General features: G+C 59.0%; 17 protein-coding genes. 11 read left to right on the top strand and 6 right to left on the bottom strand.

Annotation, left to right across the window (positions count from 1 at the left end):
• Positions 1–55: 55 nt before the first annotated feature.
• The 3 genes from IB264_RS13030 to IB264_RS13020 form a co-directional block, all read right to left on the bottom strand.
• Complete coding sequence (locus IB264_RS13030) at positions 56–1,261, bottom strand: NAD(P)/FAD-dependent oxidoreductase (RefSeq protein WP_192433621.1); 1,206 nt, start codon at positions 1,259–1,261, stop codon at positions 56–58.
• Between the two features lie 114 nt (positions 1,262–1,375).
• Complete coding sequence (locus tag IB264_RS13025) at positions 1,376–2,206, bottom strand: alpha/beta fold hydrolase (RefSeq protein WP_192433619.1); 831 nt, start codon at positions 2,204–2,206, stop codon at positions 1,376–1,378.
• 436 nt (positions 2,207–2,642) lie between these two features.
• Positions 2,643–3,593 carry an AraC family transcriptional regulator gene (locus IB264_RS13020; protein WP_084815312.1) on the bottom strand — a complete coding sequence of 317 codons (951 nt, stop codon included), beginning with the start codon at positions 3,591–3,593 and terminating at the stop codon, positions 2,643–2,645.
• Positions 3,594–4,056: 463 nt separating this feature from the next.
• Here IB264_RS13020 and IB264_RS13015 point away from each other — a divergent pair, with 463 nt between their 5' ends.
• Together IB264_RS13015 and IB264_RS13010 are read left to right on the top strand one after the other, a co-directional pair.
• Positions 4,057–4,311, top strand: coding sequence for a type II toxin-antitoxin system Phd/YefM family antitoxin (locus IB264_RS13015; RefSeq protein WP_025430670.1), 255 nt, complete (start codon positions 4,057–4,059; stop codon positions 4,309–4,311).
• A complete protein-coding gene (locus tag IB264_RS13010) occupies positions 4,308–4,730 on the top strand; it encodes a type II toxin-antitoxin system VapC family toxin (RefSeq protein WP_025430669.1) in 423 nt (140 codons plus the stop codon). The genes IB264_RS13015 and IB264_RS13010 overlap by 4 nt, the downstream gene beginning before the upstream one ends.
• A 417-nt stretch (positions 4,731–5,147) precedes the next feature.
• Here IB264_RS13010 and IB264_RS13005 read toward each other — a convergent pair whose 3' ends face one another.
• Positions 5,148–6,044, bottom strand: coding sequence for an SMP-30/gluconolactonase/LRE family protein (locus IB264_RS13005; RefSeq protein ID WP_084815314.1), 897 nt, complete (start codon positions 6,042–6,044; stop codon positions 5,148–5,150).
• A gap of 113 nt (positions 6,045–6,157) precedes the next feature.
• On the opposite strand from IB264_RS13005, the gene IB264_RS13000 reads away from it, so the two are divergent.
• The 8 genes from IB264_RS13000 to IB264_RS12965 all read left to right on the top strand — a co-directional run bounded on the left by IB264_RS13000 (position 6,158) and on the right by IB264_RS12965 (position 13,778).
• Positions 6,158–6,880, top strand: coding sequence for a FadR/GntR family transcriptional regulator (locus IB264_RS13000; protein ID WP_025430665.1), 723 nt, complete (start codon positions 6,158–6,160; stop codon positions 6,878–6,880).
• A gap of 11 nt (positions 6,881–6,891) precedes the next feature.
• Entirely contained in the window at positions 6,892–8,094 is a 1,203-nt protein-coding gene (locus IB264_RS12995; protein WP_084815315.1) for a mandelate racemase/muconate lactonizing enzyme family protein, read from the top strand.
• Positions 8,095–8,140: 46 nt separating this feature from the next.
• Positions 8,141–9,121, top strand: a complete 981-nt coding sequence (locus IB264_RS12990; RefSeq protein ID WP_084815316.1) for a sugar ABC transporter substrate-binding protein — start codon at positions 8,141–8,143, stop codon at positions 9,119–9,121.
• 164 nt (positions 9,122–9,285) lie between these two features.
• Positions 9,286–10,263 (top strand): ABC transporter permease, encoded by a 978-nt coding sequence (locus IB264_RS12985; RefSeq protein ID WP_192433617.1) that lies wholly within the window; start codon positions 9,286–9,288, stop codon positions 10,261–10,263.
• Between the two features lie 3 nt (positions 10,264–10,266).
• Positions 10,267–10,998, top strand: a complete 732-nt coding sequence (locus IB264_RS12980) for an ATP-binding cassette domain-containing protein (protein WP_025430661.1) — start codon at positions 10,267–10,269, stop codon at positions 10,996–10,998.
• A gap of 11 nt (positions 10,999–11,009) precedes the next feature.
• Complete coding sequence (locus IB264_RS12975; RefSeq protein ID WP_025430660.1) at positions 11,010–11,753, top strand: SDR family oxidoreductase; 744 nt, start codon at positions 11,010–11,012, stop codon at positions 11,751–11,753.
• Between the two features lie 5 nt (positions 11,754–11,758).
• Entirely contained in the window at positions 11,759–12,655 is an 897-nt protein-coding gene (locus IB264_RS12970; RefSeq protein WP_210335611.1) for an aldose 1-epimerase, read from the top strand.
• Entirely contained in the window at positions 12,642–13,778 is a 1,137-nt protein-coding gene (locus tag IB264_RS12965; RefSeq protein ID WP_192433613.1) for a fumarylacetoacetate hydrolase family protein, read from the top strand. Before IB264_RS12970 ends, IB264_RS12965 begins: the two co-directional genes overlap by 14 nt.
• A gap of 377 nt (positions 13,779–14,155) precedes the next feature.
• On the opposite strand, the gene IB264_RS12960 is transcribed toward IB264_RS12965, so the two are convergent.
• Together IB264_RS12960 and IB264_RS12955 are read right to left on the bottom strand one after the other, a co-directional pair.
• Positions 14,156–16,057, bottom strand: a complete 1,902-nt coding sequence (locus tag IB264_RS12960) for a potassium transporter Kup (protein WP_192433611.1) — start codon at positions 16,055–16,057, stop codon at positions 14,156–14,158.
• A 284-nt stretch (positions 16,058–16,341) separates the two neighbouring features.
• A complete protein-coding gene (locus IB264_RS12955) occupies positions 16,342–17,073 on the bottom strand; it encodes a GntR family transcriptional regulator (protein ID WP_025430655.1) in 732 nt (243 codons plus the stop codon).
• 218 nt (positions 17,074–17,291) lie between these two features.
• Between IB264_RS12955 and IB264_RS12950 the strand changes: the two genes are divergently transcribed.
• Positions 17,292–18,305, top strand: coding sequence for an SIS domain-containing protein (locus tag IB264_RS12950; protein WP_025430654.1), 1,014 nt, complete (start codon positions 17,292–17,294; stop codon positions 18,303–18,305).
• Positions 18,306–18,334: the final 29 nt, after the last annotated feature.

Raw genomic sequence — 18,334 nt, 5'->3', positions numbered from 1 at the left:
CCGCAATATAACGGGCTGCGCTCTTGTGTAGAGCGCAGCTCGTGTCGTGATGCGATCAGAGATCCGTCACACACTCCGGATCGGCGGAAGCCAGCGCAGCGGCGCGCTCGGGCTGGGGCGGATAGATCCAGACGGTGTTGATTTCCTGCTTGGTCGCCTTCGCTTTCTCGCCGACCATCTCCACCTTACGGTCCCAGCCTCGGGTGAAGAGGGCCCCGGCATCGCCGAGGTCAAGGCAGGTGACATAGGCTTCCTGATGATATTGCCGGGCCGGCACACCCAACAGTTCAGCGGCGGCGTTGTTGCCCGCGAAGGCGCCCATTCGTGTGGCGTGCTGGCACGACATCAGTGCGTAGTTGCCGCAGCCGTCGCACGCGGCGCGGGCCGCATCCCCGGCGGCGAACACGCCGGGCACGGACGACACCCGCAGGCAGCCGTCGACCAGCAAACGGTCGAACTTGTCACGCTCTCCGGAAATTTTGGTGGTCAGCGGATTGGCCCGCATGCCTGCCGCCCAGATTACGGTCATGGTTTCGATATACTCGCCGGTACTCAGCGTAACACCGGATTTATCCAGCGATGAAACCCCGGCGTTGAGCCGCGTTTCCACGCCGAGCTTGCGCAGTGCTTCCTCGATGATCGGGCGAGGACCTTCGCCCATGTCGGGGGCAACCGCGCTGCTGCGATCGATGATAATGACCCGGGGGGTGACGGTTTTGTCGAACAGGGCCCGCAGCCGCGAAGGCATTTCGGTCGCCGCCTCGATCCCTGTGAAACCGGCGCCGGCAACAACGATGGTGTCGCGGGCGGCCGAAGCCGGCATCGTCGCAAGCGCGTGGAGGTGGCGATCGAGGGCAATAGCGTCATTGATGTTATCGATGCTAAAGGCGTATTCGGCAAGGCCGGGAATATTCGGGCGGAACAGCCGGCTGCCGGTGGCGAGCACAAGGCGATGATACTGAAGGGACTTTCGCTCGCCCTTGGCATTGACGACGTCTATGGTGCGGGCCTTCGGGTCGATCGCTTCGACGCTGCCCTGCACATAGGCGACATCGATGGCGTCAAATACATCCTGCAGAGGTGCGGTCAGGGTCTCGGGGTTCGGCTCGTAAAGCCGGGGGCGGATGACGAGCGTCGGTTCCGGAGACACCAGCGCGATTTCGAGCTCTTCGGGCGAAACGCCTTCGATGTCGCGCAGGCGGGCTGCGGAAAGTGCGGCGTACATGCCGGCGAAGCCGGCGCCCACGATCACAAGTCTCATGTTATTCACTCCATAATTTGTAGTTTCAAAGGGCCGCGCGTCATCGTTGCCGGTCCTGATGGGCGGCGAGATGATCGGTAATCGATGGCGCGCGAATTGCTGAAGTGACGTCGCTTAGGCGGTGATGAAGGCCAGCACGTCGGCATTGACGACATCTGCATGGGTCGTGCACAGCCCATGCGGCAGTTTCTCGTAGATCTTCAGCGTGCCGGCCTGCAGGAGCTTCGCCGACAACGGAGCTGAGGCGCCGATCGGGACGATTTGGTCGTCATCGCCATGCAGCACCAGCGTCGGCACTGTGATGCTCCTCAGGTCTTCGGTGAAATCCGTCTCCGAGAATGCTTTGATGCCTTCGTAATGCGCTTTCGCGCCGCCCATCATGCCCTGACGCCACCAGTTTGAGATGACTGCCTGCGAAGGCTCGGCACCCGGGCGGTTGTAACCGTAGAAGGGGCCGCTCGGAAAATCGCGATAGAACTGCGAACGGTTGGCGGCCAGCTGGCTGCGCAATCCGTCGAATGCCTCGATCGGCAAACCGCCGGGATTGGCGGCGGTCTTCAGCATCAACGGCGGCACGGCCGCAATCAGGATCAGTTTGGCCACACGGCCCTTCCCGTAGCGCGCGACATACCGCGCGGCTTCACCGCCGCCGGTAGAGTGGCCGACATGGATCGCGTTGCGAAGATCGAGGTAGTCGATCATTGCGGCAACGTCGGAAGCGTAGTGATCCATGTCGTGACCGTCACTCACCTGGCTCGACCGGCCATGACCGCGGCGATCATGAGCGATCACGCGAAAGCCCTTGCTGAGGAAGAAGAGCATTTGATTATCCCAATCGTCGGAGCTGAGCGGCCAGCCGTGGTGAAAGACGATCGGTTGAGCGGACTTCGGTCCCCAGTCCTTGTAGAAAAGTTGAACACCGTCACTCGTTGTAATGGAGGTCATTGTGCTGATCCTTTGTAGAATATTTGCTTCGTCGCCAGTCATCGGTTCGAACGGGCAGGCCGCTACGGATCGCTTCGTTGCGATTGACCCCTAGTCGGTCCCATTGAGGTGTCCCAGACCATCCTTTGTCTCCGCAGGATCCATTGGTGTGGGCGCAATGGTTGTTTAGCGAAACAAGTCTACGGCTGCGCCAGAGGGATTGGCGCCGTTGCAGAGCAATTGCGGTTTAGCGGATGCGCCGCGGTTCATCGCCCGGCGTTTACCGGTCGGCTTTTGAAATGCGGCGGCCAATGATATTCGCGAGGCGCGGTCAAGTGCGGCTGCGACCAGCGCCATGCCAGGGGGATCGCGTGGCATGGGTCATCGTTTGTTCGAGCCCATGGCGTCGCAGCAAAAAACGCGACAGTCCGGAATTTCAGGCGAAAGGAGATTGCGATCAGCCGTGGCGGCGCCGCCAATCAGTCGGTGTTTCACCGGTCAATTTTCGGAATGCAGCCGCAAATGCTGTTTGCGAGGTGTAACCGAGGGAGGCTGCGACCAACGCGATCGAATTTTGAGGATCGCGCAGCATGTTTATGGCCTGCTCGAGCCGATATTGACGCAGCCAGTTGTGAGGGGAAAGCCCCGTGCTTTCCTTGAAAGCGCGACAGAAATGAAAACGTGACAGCCCGGAATCGGCTGCGAGGGCCGCGAGGGAGACGTCCGCATCGACGTCCGACCGCAATCGCTCGATGGCTCGGCGCAGCACGCTCGGCGCGAGGCCGCCGAGCGCCGGCTGATAGTTCGGTGCCTTGCCGGTATGTGCAGCCAGCAGACGCGTGGCCAGAAGATCAGTCAACTGCTGCCTGAACAGTGTATCCAGTACCCTATTGCCTTCCAGGACGTCGGCTGCGCTCAGGAGCAGTCGGGATGTAATGAGGTCCGGATGTGCCGTTCGCTCCAGGAGATCGGTTGGTGTGAAGGTATCGGTTTCGTCGGCAATGCGTGTCAGGGTCGTGCGAGGAAGATAGAGCTGAACGACATCAACCGGTTTCGGAATATCCCATCGGGAGCTTGATCCAGCCGGTATGATGATCACAACCCCGCGACGAAACGTTCCGCTCGCAATCGATCTTCCTGACCGCCGTTCCATGCGCTGTATCGCGCCGTTGTAAGCCATTATGACATGATCGGTCATGGGCTCAACGACGTCATGCAAGGGGCCGTGATTCCAGTGGGCGATTGCGCCGCCGGACGAGTCAGCCGCGAGATGAATGGGCGCGGTCCTGAGAACGCGCGACATTTCGCTTGCAGGATTCTGGTCAGCGGCCGGCATTTCACCCCGGCGCGACTCGAATTTCTCAGCCGGCGAGCTATCGAGAGGATCACAGGAGCAAGCCAAGCTCATGATTGGGTGCTCGTTGACTGGTGCAGCGTATGTGGGATCCCGACAACAATCGCGGGATCATTGAGCATCCGCCCATGGTGGCCGACGTTGGCAGTCGTACGACGCATGACATCCTCCAATGTCGCGAGCGATTTCGCCGCGCTTTTGGTTGTTCGCGCATTATGTGACGCAGGAGAGATATCAAAAACTTCGAGGGGAAAAACCTATTCTCCGGGATAGGTAGTGCTCGCCGTTGGATCTCGTTCTCAATCAGGCGGGCTCTAGCGTCGCGCGATTTATAGCCGCCAGCCTGAGGGGCCGATAATGCACCTCCCGGGGAAAAAGTTCACATAATGTATCGACTGGAATGCTGACCTTGGACGATGGTATCGAGGCCCAGCGTAAACCGCTCGGGCGTATGCTCGGCTTGTTATTTCTTTCTCTCATGCTATATGTAGGTAATTACCTACATGGAGGTCCAGCCGTGAGCATCACGACCCTTTCCAGCCGAGAGTTGAACCACGACGTCAGTAGCGCAAAGAAGGCGGCAAGGAGCGGTCCGGTGATCATCACAGATCGTGGCAAGCCTTCCCATGTCCTCATGACCTATGATGAATTCGAGCGCCTGAGCGGCAAGCATCGCAGTCTTGTCGACGCTCTTGCGATGTCCGGCCTTTCGGCGATCGATTTCGAGCCGCGCCGCGTCGAAGTCAGGCCGCGCGAAGCGGATTTGTTTTGAAGTATCTGTTGGACACCAACGTGATTTCCGAACTGCGCAAGGTTGGCGACGGCAAAGCCGATGCCAATGTGGTAGCGTGGGTCGGATCGGAAGATGCGGCGCGCTTCTTCATTTCCGCCATCACGATTCTTGAATTGGAGCGAGGAGTGCTCGGCGTGCAGCGCCGGGACGCCACACAGGGCGCTCGGCTGCGCTCATGGCTCGACAGTCATGTGCGCCCTGAGTTCGCCGGTCGTATTCTTCCAGTTGATGATGTGGTTGCGACGCGTTGCGCGCACCTGCATATCCCCGATCGGCGAAACGAGGCCGACGCTTTGATTGCCGCGACTGCTCTGGTCCATGACATGATTGTGGTCACCCGCAATGTACGGGACTTTGAAGGCACCGGCGTTGTTGTGGTTGATCCCTGGCAAAGCTGACCGCTACAGCGCAAACAGGCTTGTCCCAGTGCCGAACCGGCTCCGGCGAGATACCGCACAACCCGGGCGTTGCTCAGCAAGCGACTGAGATATCCCGTGGTCAAACGAGATCGAGTGATCTGCACATAGTCCTGCTCGATCGTCTTAAACTCGCGGTCAAGATATTGTTCCACGTCATCCACCACTGCTGCGCGACATCGCAGATGATATGGTGAGCGACATCAAGGATCCGAAATTCACCGCTTCGAGAAGGCCGCTGCCTACCGGCGCTGGCGAGCCATATCGGCGCGCCGATCAATAGCGCTCTCATCCTTGAGCACTGGGACGATCTCTTCCGCCTGGGCCTGAGCTAGCTTAGGGCAGCCGTACGTGTACGAGTCATGGTACGCGAATACGTCTGGCAACCTGAAATCGAGGTCATTGACCGAACCGATTGGCCGGCAGCCCGCAAACACCTGCCCGAATCCCGAACACAGATCCCTCGTACGGATTGTCGGCAAGGTACGCGTCGCTCATCGTGAAGCGTGCTGAAGTAACGAACAGAGTTTCAAGTCCAGGCCCGCCAAAAGCACAGCTGGTTGGCCACGAACAGGGCAGATCGACAATGCGATCTATTATACCGCTCGGCGTGAAACGAACCACGCAACCGCCACCGGCGACGCGACAATTCCAGATGAAACCCTCCGCATCGACGCAAGATCCGTCTGGAAGACCACGATTGAAGCCAGAAAGGATCGTCCGCCGGTCGTGAAGAGACCAGGATTTGTCATCCAAGGCGTAACTGTAGATCGTGTTGTCTTCGGTGTCGGCCGTAATGAGCCGACCGTCTTCAGTCCATATTAGTGTGTTGGTGATGCCAAAGCGGTCATCCGAAACCGAGCATAGCTCTCCGACCGCATAACGATAGAGCCTTCCCGTCTTTGCCGATATCGCCTGCGGCGTGCCATCGAGACCGATATTGTCCTGCATGGTGCCAACCCAGAATGCGCCATCTGGCCCGACAACGCCTTCGTTCAGGCGGTTTCGCGGAAGCTCCGATTCAACCTCTGCTATGGCGCGGAGTTGGCCGCCGAAGTCCCATAACGCAATTGACTTCCTCAATCCGACAATGGCGCCTCCGTCCTTACGAAGGCCAATTGAAGTCACGAGATCATGGAAGTTCCACTTTTCGTGTTTGCCCGAGTCCGGGCGTAAGCGATGGATCGATTTCCCGACGATGTCGACCCAGCATAGCGCATGTTCTCGTTCGTCCCATACGGCACTTTCTCCGACGACGTTTTTCGCGGCGAGAACAACGTCAACCTCAACTCCCATGGAATTCCCCCGTTTGGTCTTCGAATTCAATCTTGACATACAGCTTATGCGTAAACTATGAATCGGATCAAGTAAACCTGTCCGACAGGTTTTGGCATTTTGGGAGGCAACGTATGAACCTGCGGCCAGTTGAAGACGAGCAACATATAGCCGGCAGCCTGGTCGGCACCGCGATCGGCGCGATCACCCAGCACATCCGGACAAATGAACTCGGCCCCGGCGACCGGCTGCCTAGTGAGGCAACCTTATCGAAGGAACTCAGCGTATCTCGATCGGTGGTCCGCGAGGCGTTCAGGTCGCTCGCCACGATGCGCTTGATTGATCTCAGTGCGGGTAAGCGCGCCACCGTGGCGCAGCTCGATCACGGAGCAATGTCCTTGATGATCGAGCACGGCGTACACACTGCCCAGATCAACATCAATCAGGTCTACGACGTGCGCCGAACCATAGAGACCCGTACGGCGACGCTCGCCGCACTGAGGCGGACGGACGCGGAAGCGCGCACCATTCTCGGACTTGCGAAGGCAATGGAGGACAATTTTGTAGACGCAGAGAAAGTAATGGAGAGCGACCTCGCGTTTCATCTCGAGATCGCCCGCGCTTCAAAGAATCCGATCTTCTCGATGATTGTCGGCGCCTTCCAGGGCGTGTCGCGGCAGACTTGGCCGATCGGTTGGCGCAGCCGCGCCTCGGACGCAGAGCGGCACGCAATGAACGCAATCCATATCGAGTTGGCGCAAGCGATTGCTGCGGGCGATCCGCAAGCAGCCAGTCAGCTCATGGCCCGGCATTTCGACGAGAGCGTCAAGGCGCTTCTTGCGGCCGGCATCGCATAGGAAGCAGCCTTATGAAAATAACGAAACTGGAAACGGTCCGCGTCGCGGAGCGCCCTAACCTTCTCTGGCTCCTGGTCCATACGGATGAGGGGCTGACCGGGCTCGGGGAAACTTTCTTCGGCGCCGAGACCGTCGAAACCTATATTCATGAATATGTCGCGCCTCGGGTCATCGGCCGCGACCCCTTGCAGATCGACCTCCTCGCCACCGATCTCGTGGGATACCTCGGGTTTCGCTCCTCCGGGGCTGAAGTGCGAGGCAACTCGGCCTTTGACATCGCGCTGTGGGACATCTTCGGCAAGGCAACGAACCAGCCGATCGCCCAGTTGCTCGGCGGTTTCAGTCGCAAGGAAATCCGTACCTACAACACATGCGCGGGCACTGAGTACATCAAGAAGGCGACCGGCCAGACGACAGCGAACTATGATCTGTCCTCGTCGTCCGCGCGCAATTACGACGACCTCAATGGCTTCCTGAACAGCGCCGACGAACTTGCCCATTCCCTGCTTGAAGAGGGCATCACGGCGATGAAGATCTGGCCGTTCGATATCTCTGCGGAAAAGACGCGCGGCCAATATATCTCACTGCCCGATCTTAAGTCGGCGCTTAAGCCCTTCGAGAAGATCCGTTCGGCGGTCGGCGACCGGATGGATATCATGGTCGAGTTCCATTCGATGTGGCAGCTGTTGCCAGCAATGCAGATCGCCAAAGCACTCGCGCCATACCAAACATTCTGGCACGAGGATCCCATCAAAATGGACAGCCTCTCGAGCCTCAAGCGCTACGCAGCAGTCTCGCCGGCACCGATCTCAGCCTCGGAAACGTTGGGCTCGCGCTGGGCCTTTCGCGACCTTCTGGAAACCGACGCTGCCGGCGTGGTCATGCTCGACATCAGCTGGTGCGGCGGATTGTCGGAAGCACGCAAGATCGCCGCTATGGCGGAGGCATGGCACTTGCCCGTCGCGCCGCATGACTGCACCGGCCCGGTCGTCCTTTGCGCATCGACGCATCTATCGCTAAACGCGCCCAATGCGCTGGTACAGGAGAGCGTCCGCGCCTTCTACAAGACCTGGTACCGCGACCTCGTCACGGCGTTGCCCGAAGTCAAGAATGGCATGATCACAGTACCGCCAGGCGCCGGACTGGGCATGGAACTCAATCCGGACCTCGATAAGGCATTCACCGTATTCCGCCGCAGCTCGGATACGAACTGACACGGACCTTCAGCTGCAATCAAAATGAACCAAGGGAGGAGTAAATATGAGAGGGATTTTGACTGGGTGCGCTTTGAGCATAGCGCTTTTGGGCTCGACAGCGCTCGGGGCATCCGCGGAACCGCTAAACATCGTCTTCACGCACCATTCGTCGGCGTCGAATACGTTTTGGCAGGCGGTGAAGAAGGGCTTTGACGACGCCTGCGAGAAGATCGCAGCCAACTGCCAGATGGTCTTTACGCAGAACGAAGGCTCCGTCGAGCAGCAGCTTTCGAACATGGAAGCGGCCCTGGCGCGTAAGCCTGATGCACTTCTAACTTCGATTGTCGACGACAAGGCGTTCGACGACGTCATCGCCCGCGCCACGAAGGACAACGTCGTCGTAATCGGGGTCAATGTGGATGACAGTCAGGGCGCACAAGGAAACATGCGCGCTGCTTTTGTCGGCCAGGGATTCCGACCAGCCGGCCACTCGCTCGGTCAGGCCATGGCGGAGAATTTCCCGAAGGAGGGGCCGATCAAGGTGCTGGTTGGAGTTTCGGCTCCAGGCCAGAACTGGTCTGAGGCGCGCGGGCAGGGCGTCATGGATTTCCTGGAGGAATACAAGGCCGCCAATCCCAACCGAGAGGTTTCCTGGGAGCGAATCGATAGCGGCACTGATCTTGCGATTACGGCCGATCGTGTTGGCGCCTATCTTAATGCCCACCCCGACACCACGGCCTATTTCGACACTGGCTTTTGGCATGCGGCGGTCGCACGGGTGCTGAAGGATCGCGGCGTCGAGCCGGGCAAGGTGCTGCTAGGGGGCTTCGACCTCGTGCCGGAAGTCGTTCAGCAGATGCAGACCGGCTACGTCCAGGTTCAGGTCGATCAGCAGCCCTACATGCAGGGCTTCATGCCAGTCATGCAGGTCTATCTCGCCAAGACTTTCGGGCTCGCCCCGTCCGACATTGACACGGGGCAGGGCATTGTTCGCCCCGCCGATGCCGAGACGATCATGGAGTTCTCCGCCAAGGGTCTTCGCTAACGCACTTCCCCGGGGGCCGGAGCGGATTCTTCGGGAAAGACAAACTAGCCTGTTCAGGGCGTTAGAGTGTGCTTTGCCCGTCAAGTTGAACGGGCAGAGCGCCAAATTTGGCCGAGAGGGTACGGCGAGCACATCGCCGCCCTCTCGTACTGGAGCCGCATGCAATGAAACGTTTTTTGAAAATCTACATGGATAAGCCCGAACTGGCCGCGCTTATCCTTCTCCTGCTTCTCATGGGTATCTTCCAGAGCCAGTCCGAAGGCGTGTTCTTGAGTCTTGACAATTTGCGCGGCGTTTTGGGGATCCTGCCCGAGATGGCACTGGTCGCGATCGGTGTGACGGTTCTCATGATCTGCGGTGAATTCGACCTTTCAGTGGGGGCCGTATTCGCCCTGATGCCGATGTCGATGGCGGTGCTGATGGTTACAGGAATTTCGTTCTCACTGGCACTGATCGCCGGCCTTCTTGTGTGCGTCTTTATCGGCCTTCTGAACGGTTTTCTGACTATTCGCTTCGCGATACCAAGTTTCATCACCACGCTTGGCATGATGTTTGTCGCCAGATCCCTGACTGTCGTGATCTCGGGCGGATTTCCACCGCTTCTCCCGGCCGATCTCCCCACGTGGCTCTTCACTAGCTTCGTCGGGCCGGGCGAACTGGTGAGAATGTCATTCATCTGGTTTGTGGCCATCGCTGGTCTCGTGTCGTTGCTCCTCAGCCGTACGAACTTTGGCAACTGGATCCGAGCAACCGGCGGATTCCTGCCGGCGGCAGCGGCACTCGGCATCCCGACAGCGCGCGTCAAGATCGCCTGTTTCATTCTCTGCTCGGTACTAAGCGGATTTGCCGGATTGATCCAGGTGCTTCGCCTCGGTTCGCCCCTGCCGTCAATCGGCGAGGGAATGGAGCTTCAGGCCGTGGCGGCGGCGGTTATCGGTGGCACTGCACTGACTGGCGGGGTCGGCGCCGTTTTGGGCGGCATCGTGGGCGTGGCGCTGATCCGCGTGATCGACAATGGTCTCGTTCTCAGCCAGGTCGACGCCAACTGGTTCAAGTTCGCCATCGGCTCGCTGACCATCTTTGCGGTGGTCGCCAATTCTTGGCTGCGCAAGCGCGCAAAGTCCATCAAAGTGGAGGTTTGAACCATGAAGGATACCATCGTTTCCGTCAAAAACCTGCACAAGTGGTATTCGGGCGTGCATGCGCTGAAAGGCGTCTCGGTCGATTTCGCCCGCAACGAAGCAGTGGGCCTCATCGGTGATAACGGTGCCGGCAAATCCACACTGATCAATATCCTCTCCGGTGTGCAGAAGCAGGATGAGGGTGACATCTATATCGAATCCGAGAAAGTCGCGATCTGCAGCCCGCGCGATTCCATGCGTCTCGGCATCGAGACGATCTACCAGTACAACTCCATGGTTCCAACCATGTCGATTGCGCGGAATCTGTTCATCGGTCGAGAGCCGCTGAAATACTCGGTGTTCGGCGTCGGCGTTATGGATCTACGCAAGATGCGCGAGGAAAGTGTCCGGGCGATCGCAGATGTCGATCTGCATCTCCGCTCGCCCGATGCGCTGGTTGGTGAGCTTTCCGGAGGGCAGCGGCAGGGCGTGGCCATCGCCCGAGCCATGCACTTTAAATCCAAGGTGATGATCCTCGATGAGCCGACTAACCATCTCTCGGTCAAGGAGACCAACAAGGTCATCGGTTTCGTTCGTTCGCTGAAAGAACAGAACGTCACGGGAATCTTCATTAGCCACAATATGCATCATGTCTTTGACTGCTGTGATCGTGTGGTCGCGATGGCGCGTGGACAGATCGTGCTCGACAAGCGTGTCGCCGACACGTCGATCGACGAAGTGCAGTCGGTGCTTTGAAGGGAACGCAAATGGAAACGCTTCAGGGAAAAGTGGCACTCGTCACCGGAGGCCTCGGCACGCTCGGTCGAGCACAGGCAAGGAAGCTCAACAAGGAAGGCGCGACCGTCGTCGTACTTGACCGTCCTGGGCTGGACGATGCGCAGACGCTGGCACGAAGCCTCGGCGAAAACGTGCGCTTTCTTGGTTGTGATCTTAATAATCTCGCCACATCGGAAAGGGTCATACGGGACGAGGCAGAGGCTTTGGGTGGCATCGACATCCTGATCAACAACGCCGCGCTCATCATCAACAAGCCGTTTCAAGATTTCAGCTTGGAGGAGTACGAAGATCAGATCCGTGTCAACTCGTCAGCTGCCTTTGCTGCTGTCAGAGGCTGTGCGGATTTGATGAAGCGCAAGGGGGCAGGCAAGATTATCAACTTTGCTTCCATCACGCTCAATGGCCAATGGGAAGGCTACGTACCATATGTGGCGTCAAAAGGCGCGATGGTCGGTCTCACGAAGTCGCTGGCCCGTGAGCTTGGTCCACATGGCATCAACGTCAATGCGGTTTCGCCAGGTGCGATTGTTTCCGAAGCGGAAGACCGGGTCTTTGCAGATAGGCTTCAGGAATACAACGATTGGATCCTGACGCGGCAGAGCCTCAAAAAACGCATCCAGCCCGACGATGTGGCCGAACTCGTTTTCTTCCTCGTCTCGCCGGCCTCCGACATGATCTCTGGGCAGAACTTCGCGATCGACGGCGGCTGGTAGAGATGGTGGCCGAGCGGATCGTCCTGGACAACGGCAACGCGCGCCTCGAGCTCGTGCCGGCGCTTGGAGGGGGGATTGCGCGGCTTGATGTGCGGCACCCGAACGGTGCACTATTTCCCGTGTTGAGGCCATGGAACGGGCGGATGGAGGATGGCCCTTTCGCACTCGGCTGCAATGTGCTGGTCCCATTTTCCAATCGCATTTCCGGGGGCGGCTTCGAACACGATGGTGCGTTCCATCCTGTTCCTGCCAACCTTCGTGGCGAGCCATTGCCCATTCACGGGGACGGCTTTCAGCGGTGTTGGTGCACGCTTGCCCAGCGCTCAGAGTTCGTCGAACTCGAATGCGACGGGGAGATCGGTCCATTCCGCTATCGGGCACGGCAAATCATCACGCTCGCGTTGGGCAAACTGATCGTAGAGCTCGAAGTTGAAAACATGTCGGAGCAAGCATTGCCGTTCGGCGTGGGATTTCATCCGTGGTTTCCCAGAAATGCGGACACCCGGCTGCGATTTCGTGCCGCGGAGATATGGCTGGAGGACGAGCATCATCTTCCCGCCGGGCGGCAAGAGATCGGTGACGCTTCAGACTGGAACTTCGATAAAGGGCGGAACTTGACCGACGGCTGGATCAACAACGCCTTCGGCGAGTGGGGTGGAGAAGCCGTGATCACGCAAGGCGACGGGGCCATCTCCGTCAGGCTCTCCGCCTCGGATAACCTCGCATATGCATTGGTCTTCTCGCCGGGGTCGAAGGCCGACTTCTTTTGTTTTGAGCCGGTCTCCCACCCTGTCGACGCTCATAATCTTGAGGGTCACCCCGGCCTTCAGGTGCTCGAACACCACCAAAAACTGACTGCTTCAATGACGTTGAAATGGGATGAACGATATGGAACTCAGTAAGAGCGGCACCTTCGTAGGTCGCGTTTGGCTGCCGCAAGAACAGGGGCCGGCGCTGGTGGCTGTTAGGGCCGGCGTAATCTTCGACATCACCTCGAAGGATGCGCCAACGATGCGCGATCTCGCCGAGATGGACGATCCGGTCGGGTTTGTTCGTGCCCAAGAGGGAAAAGCGATCTGCAATCTCGACGATGTTTTGTCCGGCCGGGCCGCTAACCCGAGCATGCCCCGGCTGCTCGCCCCATGCGATCTTCACGCGATCAAGGCCTGCGGAGTGACCTTTGCACGCTCGATGATCGAGCGGGTGATCGAGGAGCGCGCGGCAGGAAATCCCGACCTCGCCTCTAAGATCCGCGAACGCGTGACGGCGGTCGTCGGAGACAGCCTGCGCAATCTCAAGGCCGGTTCGCTGGCAGCGGCCAAGGTCAAGGAGGCATTGATCGAGGAGGGTGTCTGGTCTCAATATCTCGAAGTCGGAATCGGCCCCGACGCTGAAGTCTTCACAAAGGGACAGATCATGTCAGCGGTCGGCCATGGGGACGAGGTGGGGCTCCACCCGATCTCGAGATGGAACAACCCTGAACCGGAGGTGGTGCTGGTTGTCGACAGTCAGGGCCGGGTGAAAGGAGCGACGCTTGGCAACGATGTGAACCTGCGCGATGTCGAAGGACGCTCTGCCCTGTTGCTCGGCAAGGCCAAGGACAACAACGCCTCCTGCGCACTCGGCCCGTTCATTCGACTGTTCGATGAAAGCTATTCAATTGATGACGTTCGCGATGCCGAACTCGATCTGAGGATTGAGGGCGAAGATGGCTATGTCCTGACCGGCCGCAGCTCGATGAAGGAGATCAGCCGCGATCCACTCGACCTCGTGGCACAGACCATCGGTCCCCATCACCAATATCCCGATGGCTTGATGTTGTTCATGGGCACGCTGTTCGCTCCAGTCGAAGATCGCGACGTTCCGGGTCAGGGCTTTACTCATAAGGTCGGCGATGTCGTGACGATTTCCAACGCCAAGCTCGGCGCTCTCGTCAACACGGTGAGGCTGTCCACCGAGTGCCGCCCCTGGACGTTCGGCGCGTCCCATCTCATGCGCAACCTCGCCGCACGCCAGCTGATCTAGGAACCCCATTATGACATTGCACCAGAACCTGATTGCCGGCGAGTGGGTTGGCGGTGATGGCGTTGCCAATATAAATCCGTCCGAAGCTCGGATCGTATCCGTCTTTGAAAGCGGGATGAGCCGGGCAACCGCAGGTGCCGACTTTTGGACGCCATCGCGCTTTCTGAGGCTTTCAATTTTCTCCCCAGCCGCCACCCCGTCAGCGTCCGATATCTTTTGAGCGCTGATCTTTCCGAGCGCTATTTGGTTTCTTTTTGCAGGATTGATAGCATCGGTTTGGCGCGAATGCGGTTCTGAGACCAAATCGTGCTACGTTTAAGCCGGATCTCGGAGCGTGCGGGCGATTGAGCGGTGGCGCGTTCACTCCTTCCGCTCCCTCAGATCGACATCTGTTCCCCAATCTCCACCACCCGATTTGCTGGAAGCTTGAAGTAGGCCGAAGGATCGACACCAAGCCCGGTTAGCGCGATGTAGAGATTGTCCTGCCAGCCCGGCAGCCCAGAATTCGGATCGCTGATCAGCGTGCGACGTCCAAGATAGAACGACGTCTGCATGATCTCGAACTTGAAGCCCGCCTTCTTGCAGAGTGCCAGAGTTTTCGAGACGTTCGGCTCATCCATGAAGCCGAATGTGATCTCGATCCGAGCAAACCGTTCGGAAAGCTTGGTCATCTGCACACGTTTAGTCTCAGGGACGTAGGGTCTTTCCGACGTCTTGACTGTGAGAATGACGTTGTTCTCGTGCAGAACGTGATTGTGCTTGATGTTGTGCAGCAGTACGGCCGGCGTCTTGTCGCCAACGCTTGTCAGGAACACTGCTGTTCCCTTCACCTTGACCGGAGCGTGGAGCGATTCCCTTTCGATGGATGCGATGAACGTGTCGAGCGGGATATCGCTTCTCGACGTCTTCTCCCGAAGCAATTGAGATCCACGCGTCCACGTCCACATCACGAGCATGATAGTGGTCGCAAGCAGTACAGGCACCCACCCGCCGTCATGAATCTTGAGAAGGTTCGCTCCGAGGAAAACGCTTTCCAGCACGAAGAGCGGTATCAGCACAGCGGCCGCGGCGGCCGTGGACCATCGCCAGACCGAACGCAGGAACTGGAACGCCATCAGCGTCGTGACGACCATCGCGCCCGTGACGGAAATGCCATAGGCCGTCGCCAGCGATTCAGAGTCCCCGAATGCGAAGATCAGTACGATGACACCAACAAATAGAAGGCCGTTCACAGCCGGGACGTAGATCTGTCCGGTGTTTGTCTCCGAAGTGAAGGTAATCTGTAAGCGCGGAAGGAAACCGAGGTGAACCGCTTGTCGCGCAAGCGAGAACGCGCCCGTGATCACCGCTTGGCTCGCGATGATGGTGGCGAGCGTCGCGAGTATGACGACCGGGAGTAGGGCCCACTCTGGATACATGAGATAGAACGGGTTTTCCGCAGCTTCGGGGTTTGTGAGGACGAGAGCGCCCTGACCGAGGTAGTTGATCGCGAGCGACGGGAACACGAGGACAAACCAGGCCGTCTGGATCGGCTTGCGGCCGAAATGGCCGAGGTCGGCATAGAGCGCTTCCGCGCCCGTCACTGTCAGGAACACGGCCCCTAGGACGATAAGGCCGGCAAACCCCGCGTGGGTGATGAACCAAAGCGCGTTCATCGGGTTGAGCGCTGCTAGGATCGTATAGTCGTCGCCGATGTGAATTAGGCCGCCCCAGGCCATCGCCAGAAACCAAAGCACTGTAATCGGCCCGAAAAATTTGGATACGGCGGCCGTGCCGTGCGACTGGACCGCAAAGAGCCCAGCCATGATCACGGCGGACATCGGCAATACATAGTCGGAGAGGGCAGGGGTGACGAGCTTGAGACCTTCGAGGGCAGACATCACCGACAGGGCAGGCGTGATCATGGCGTCGCCGATGAAGAGGGCCGCCCCCACGATGCCGGCAAAGAAGAGGACGGGCATGTAGCGCCCGGTCTTCTTCATGAGCAGCGCCAAGAGTGAGAGTGTTCCGCCTTCGCCGTCGTTGTCGGCACGCAGGAGGAATAGGACGTACTTGAAGGTGACGATGACCGTCAGCGTCCACACCATGAGCGAAATGAGGCCGACGACGCTTTCATGGCTGATGCCGTCGCGGGAAAATGGCCTGAGTGCCTCGCGAAACGCATAGAGGGGGCTCGTCCCGATATCGCCGTACACGACCCCGATCGAACCGAGGAGGAGGGCAAGGAATCCTTGAGGCTGGAGGGCATCATGCGGCGTGCCGTCATGTGATGTACTCATGCTGTCTCCGGCCCCGCGGGGCATTGATGACTGGGCGCCCAAGATGTTTCGCCGCCATATGCCCGGAACAACTCCGCCCGGTGCAGGGGGGCGCAGATTTAGTTGCGTTCCTCGCTTCGAGCAAGCCCAGAGGCCCCAACACCAGGATAAACCTGCAGGTTCCACACCGCATGGGCGATGATCGCGGTAGGAAATTGGTGATCGATTATGCCCACTTATACAGAAGCCGAAAAATCAAGCCGACGCTCCCACATCGCGTCCAGCACACCTTCTTCGGAAAGCGCCTACTTGCGCGTCAGGCTAAAGGAGAAATGGCTGCCGCGGTGATAGTCAATCGCGTAGTTCACCGGGACGCCGGCTGCGTTGAAGCAGGTTTCGGTGATGAGCAGGGCTGGCCCGAAATCCCTCAGGTCGTGGCGCTCGACGACGTCATCGGGAAGCATGACGGAGGAGACGCTGGCGGCGGACATGCGCGGGCGGCTGCCGCATTCCTGGAGCAGGTCCATCAGCGATCCGCTCCAGTCGAGGTCGTAGAGCTTCCCCGGGATGATGCTGCGCGGAACGTAGTCGATGCAGTAGAGGATCGGCTCGTCATCATGCAGACGGATGCGCTCGATGCGGATCACGCGACCGGTGGGCGGGAGATGCAAGCTATCGGCGACGCGTGTGTCGGGCGTTTCCTCGGAAATCGACAGCACCTTGTTGACAGTGGAATAACCGTAGTGGCGCGCCATGTCGGTGACACTCTCGAAGACCGTGATCGGGCGATCGACCTGGACGGCCGAGAGCGCCGAAACGAAGCGGCCGCGACCGTGCTCGACATAGATTACGTCGTCCTGTTCGAGCAGCTTCAGGGCTTCGCGCAGCGCCGGGCGAGATATCTTGAAGCGCTGCGTGAGCTGCGCTTCTGTGGGCAGCTTGTCCCCGGGTTTCAGCCCTTCCAACCGGATGAGATCGGCAATCCGGTCCCGAAGCTGAATGGCCAGGGTGCGCGAGTCGCGAAGGGGCTCCTGCACTTCTAATGCCTCGTGTCGTCGTTGATCGTCCAATCGTTCTTGTCTGACAAATCCTTGCCGGTCAAGTGTACGAAAGCCCGGCTTTGTAGCTGCGTCCGCTTCGCTTCACGTGGCATTTCCACAAATCGCGGAAAGCCGCCTTGACAGATATTTCCGATGATGTCAGTTGTCTTACAACTAAAGAGCCATCACCTCCTGTAGACACCGAGAGCAGAACCATGCTGAATTTTGACGAGCAGAGATTCCTCCGTATCCAGTCCGGTGCAGTCGCGCTGCAGAGCCGGCTGGAAACAGTGATCGTATCATGTCTTTCGGCGGGCGCAGAGAACATCTTCTTCCTCGGGACCGGCGGCGCGGCGATCCTGATGCAGCCCGCGGCTCAGTTGCTGCAACGGCGCTCGCGCTTTCCTGCCTTCATCGACATGCCGGCAGAACTGGTGCTCACAGGCTCGTCCCAGCTGACGGACAAGTCGATCGTCGTCATGCCGTCGCTTTCCGGCACGACAAAGGAAAGTGTAGCCCTTCTCGCCAGGCTGAAGGAAATCGGCGCGACTGTTGTGACCCTGGTCGGCCACCAGGAGACGCCGCTGGGCAAGGGCGGAGACCACGTCTTCGTCAACTTTGCCGAGGACGATACATCCTGCGAATCCTTCTATCTGCAGTCGTTGTTCATCGCGCTCGCGATCCTGAACCATCGTGGTGAGATCGAAAATCACGCCGAGATCGTCAGCCAGCTCTCCCGCATGCCGGCGCTGCTGCTGGAGGTGAAGCGGGCCTATGAGCCCAAGGCCGAGGCCTTTGCGAAGATCCTCGCCGCCTCCGACTACCACATCATTACCGGTGCCGGGAACGTTTGGCCGGAAGCGTTCTACTACGGCATGTGTATCCTCGAGGAGATGCAGTGGATCCGCACCCGCCCCGTGCACGCGTCCGATTTTTTCCATGGCACGCTCGAACTCGTCGAAAAGGGCGTCAGCGTCATTCTCTTCAAGGGCGAGGATGCGGCGCGCCCGCTTGCCGAGCGCGTCCAGAACTTTGCGCCGGGCTACACCGACAAGCTTACCGTTCTCGACACTGCCGAGTTCGCATTGCCCGGCGTTTCGGCCGATGTGCGGGCGCTGGTGTCGCCGGTGCTGATGGCGACTGTGCTGGAGCGCATCAGCGCCCATCTTGAAGTCCTGCGCAACCACCCTCTCACGACAAGGCGCTACTACAAGCGCGTCGCCTACTGATATGTGCTGCTTGACGCGATAATCCGGAG

The organism is Ensifer sp. ENS11 (assembly GCF_014851895.1).
Taxonomy (GTDB): domain Bacteria; phylum Pseudomonadota; class Alphaproteobacteria; order Rhizobiales; family Rhizobiaceae; genus Ensifer; species Ensifer canadensis.
Note: the sequence above shows the minus strand (reverse complement) of the source record. Positions and strands in the feature narration are given on the sequence as shown.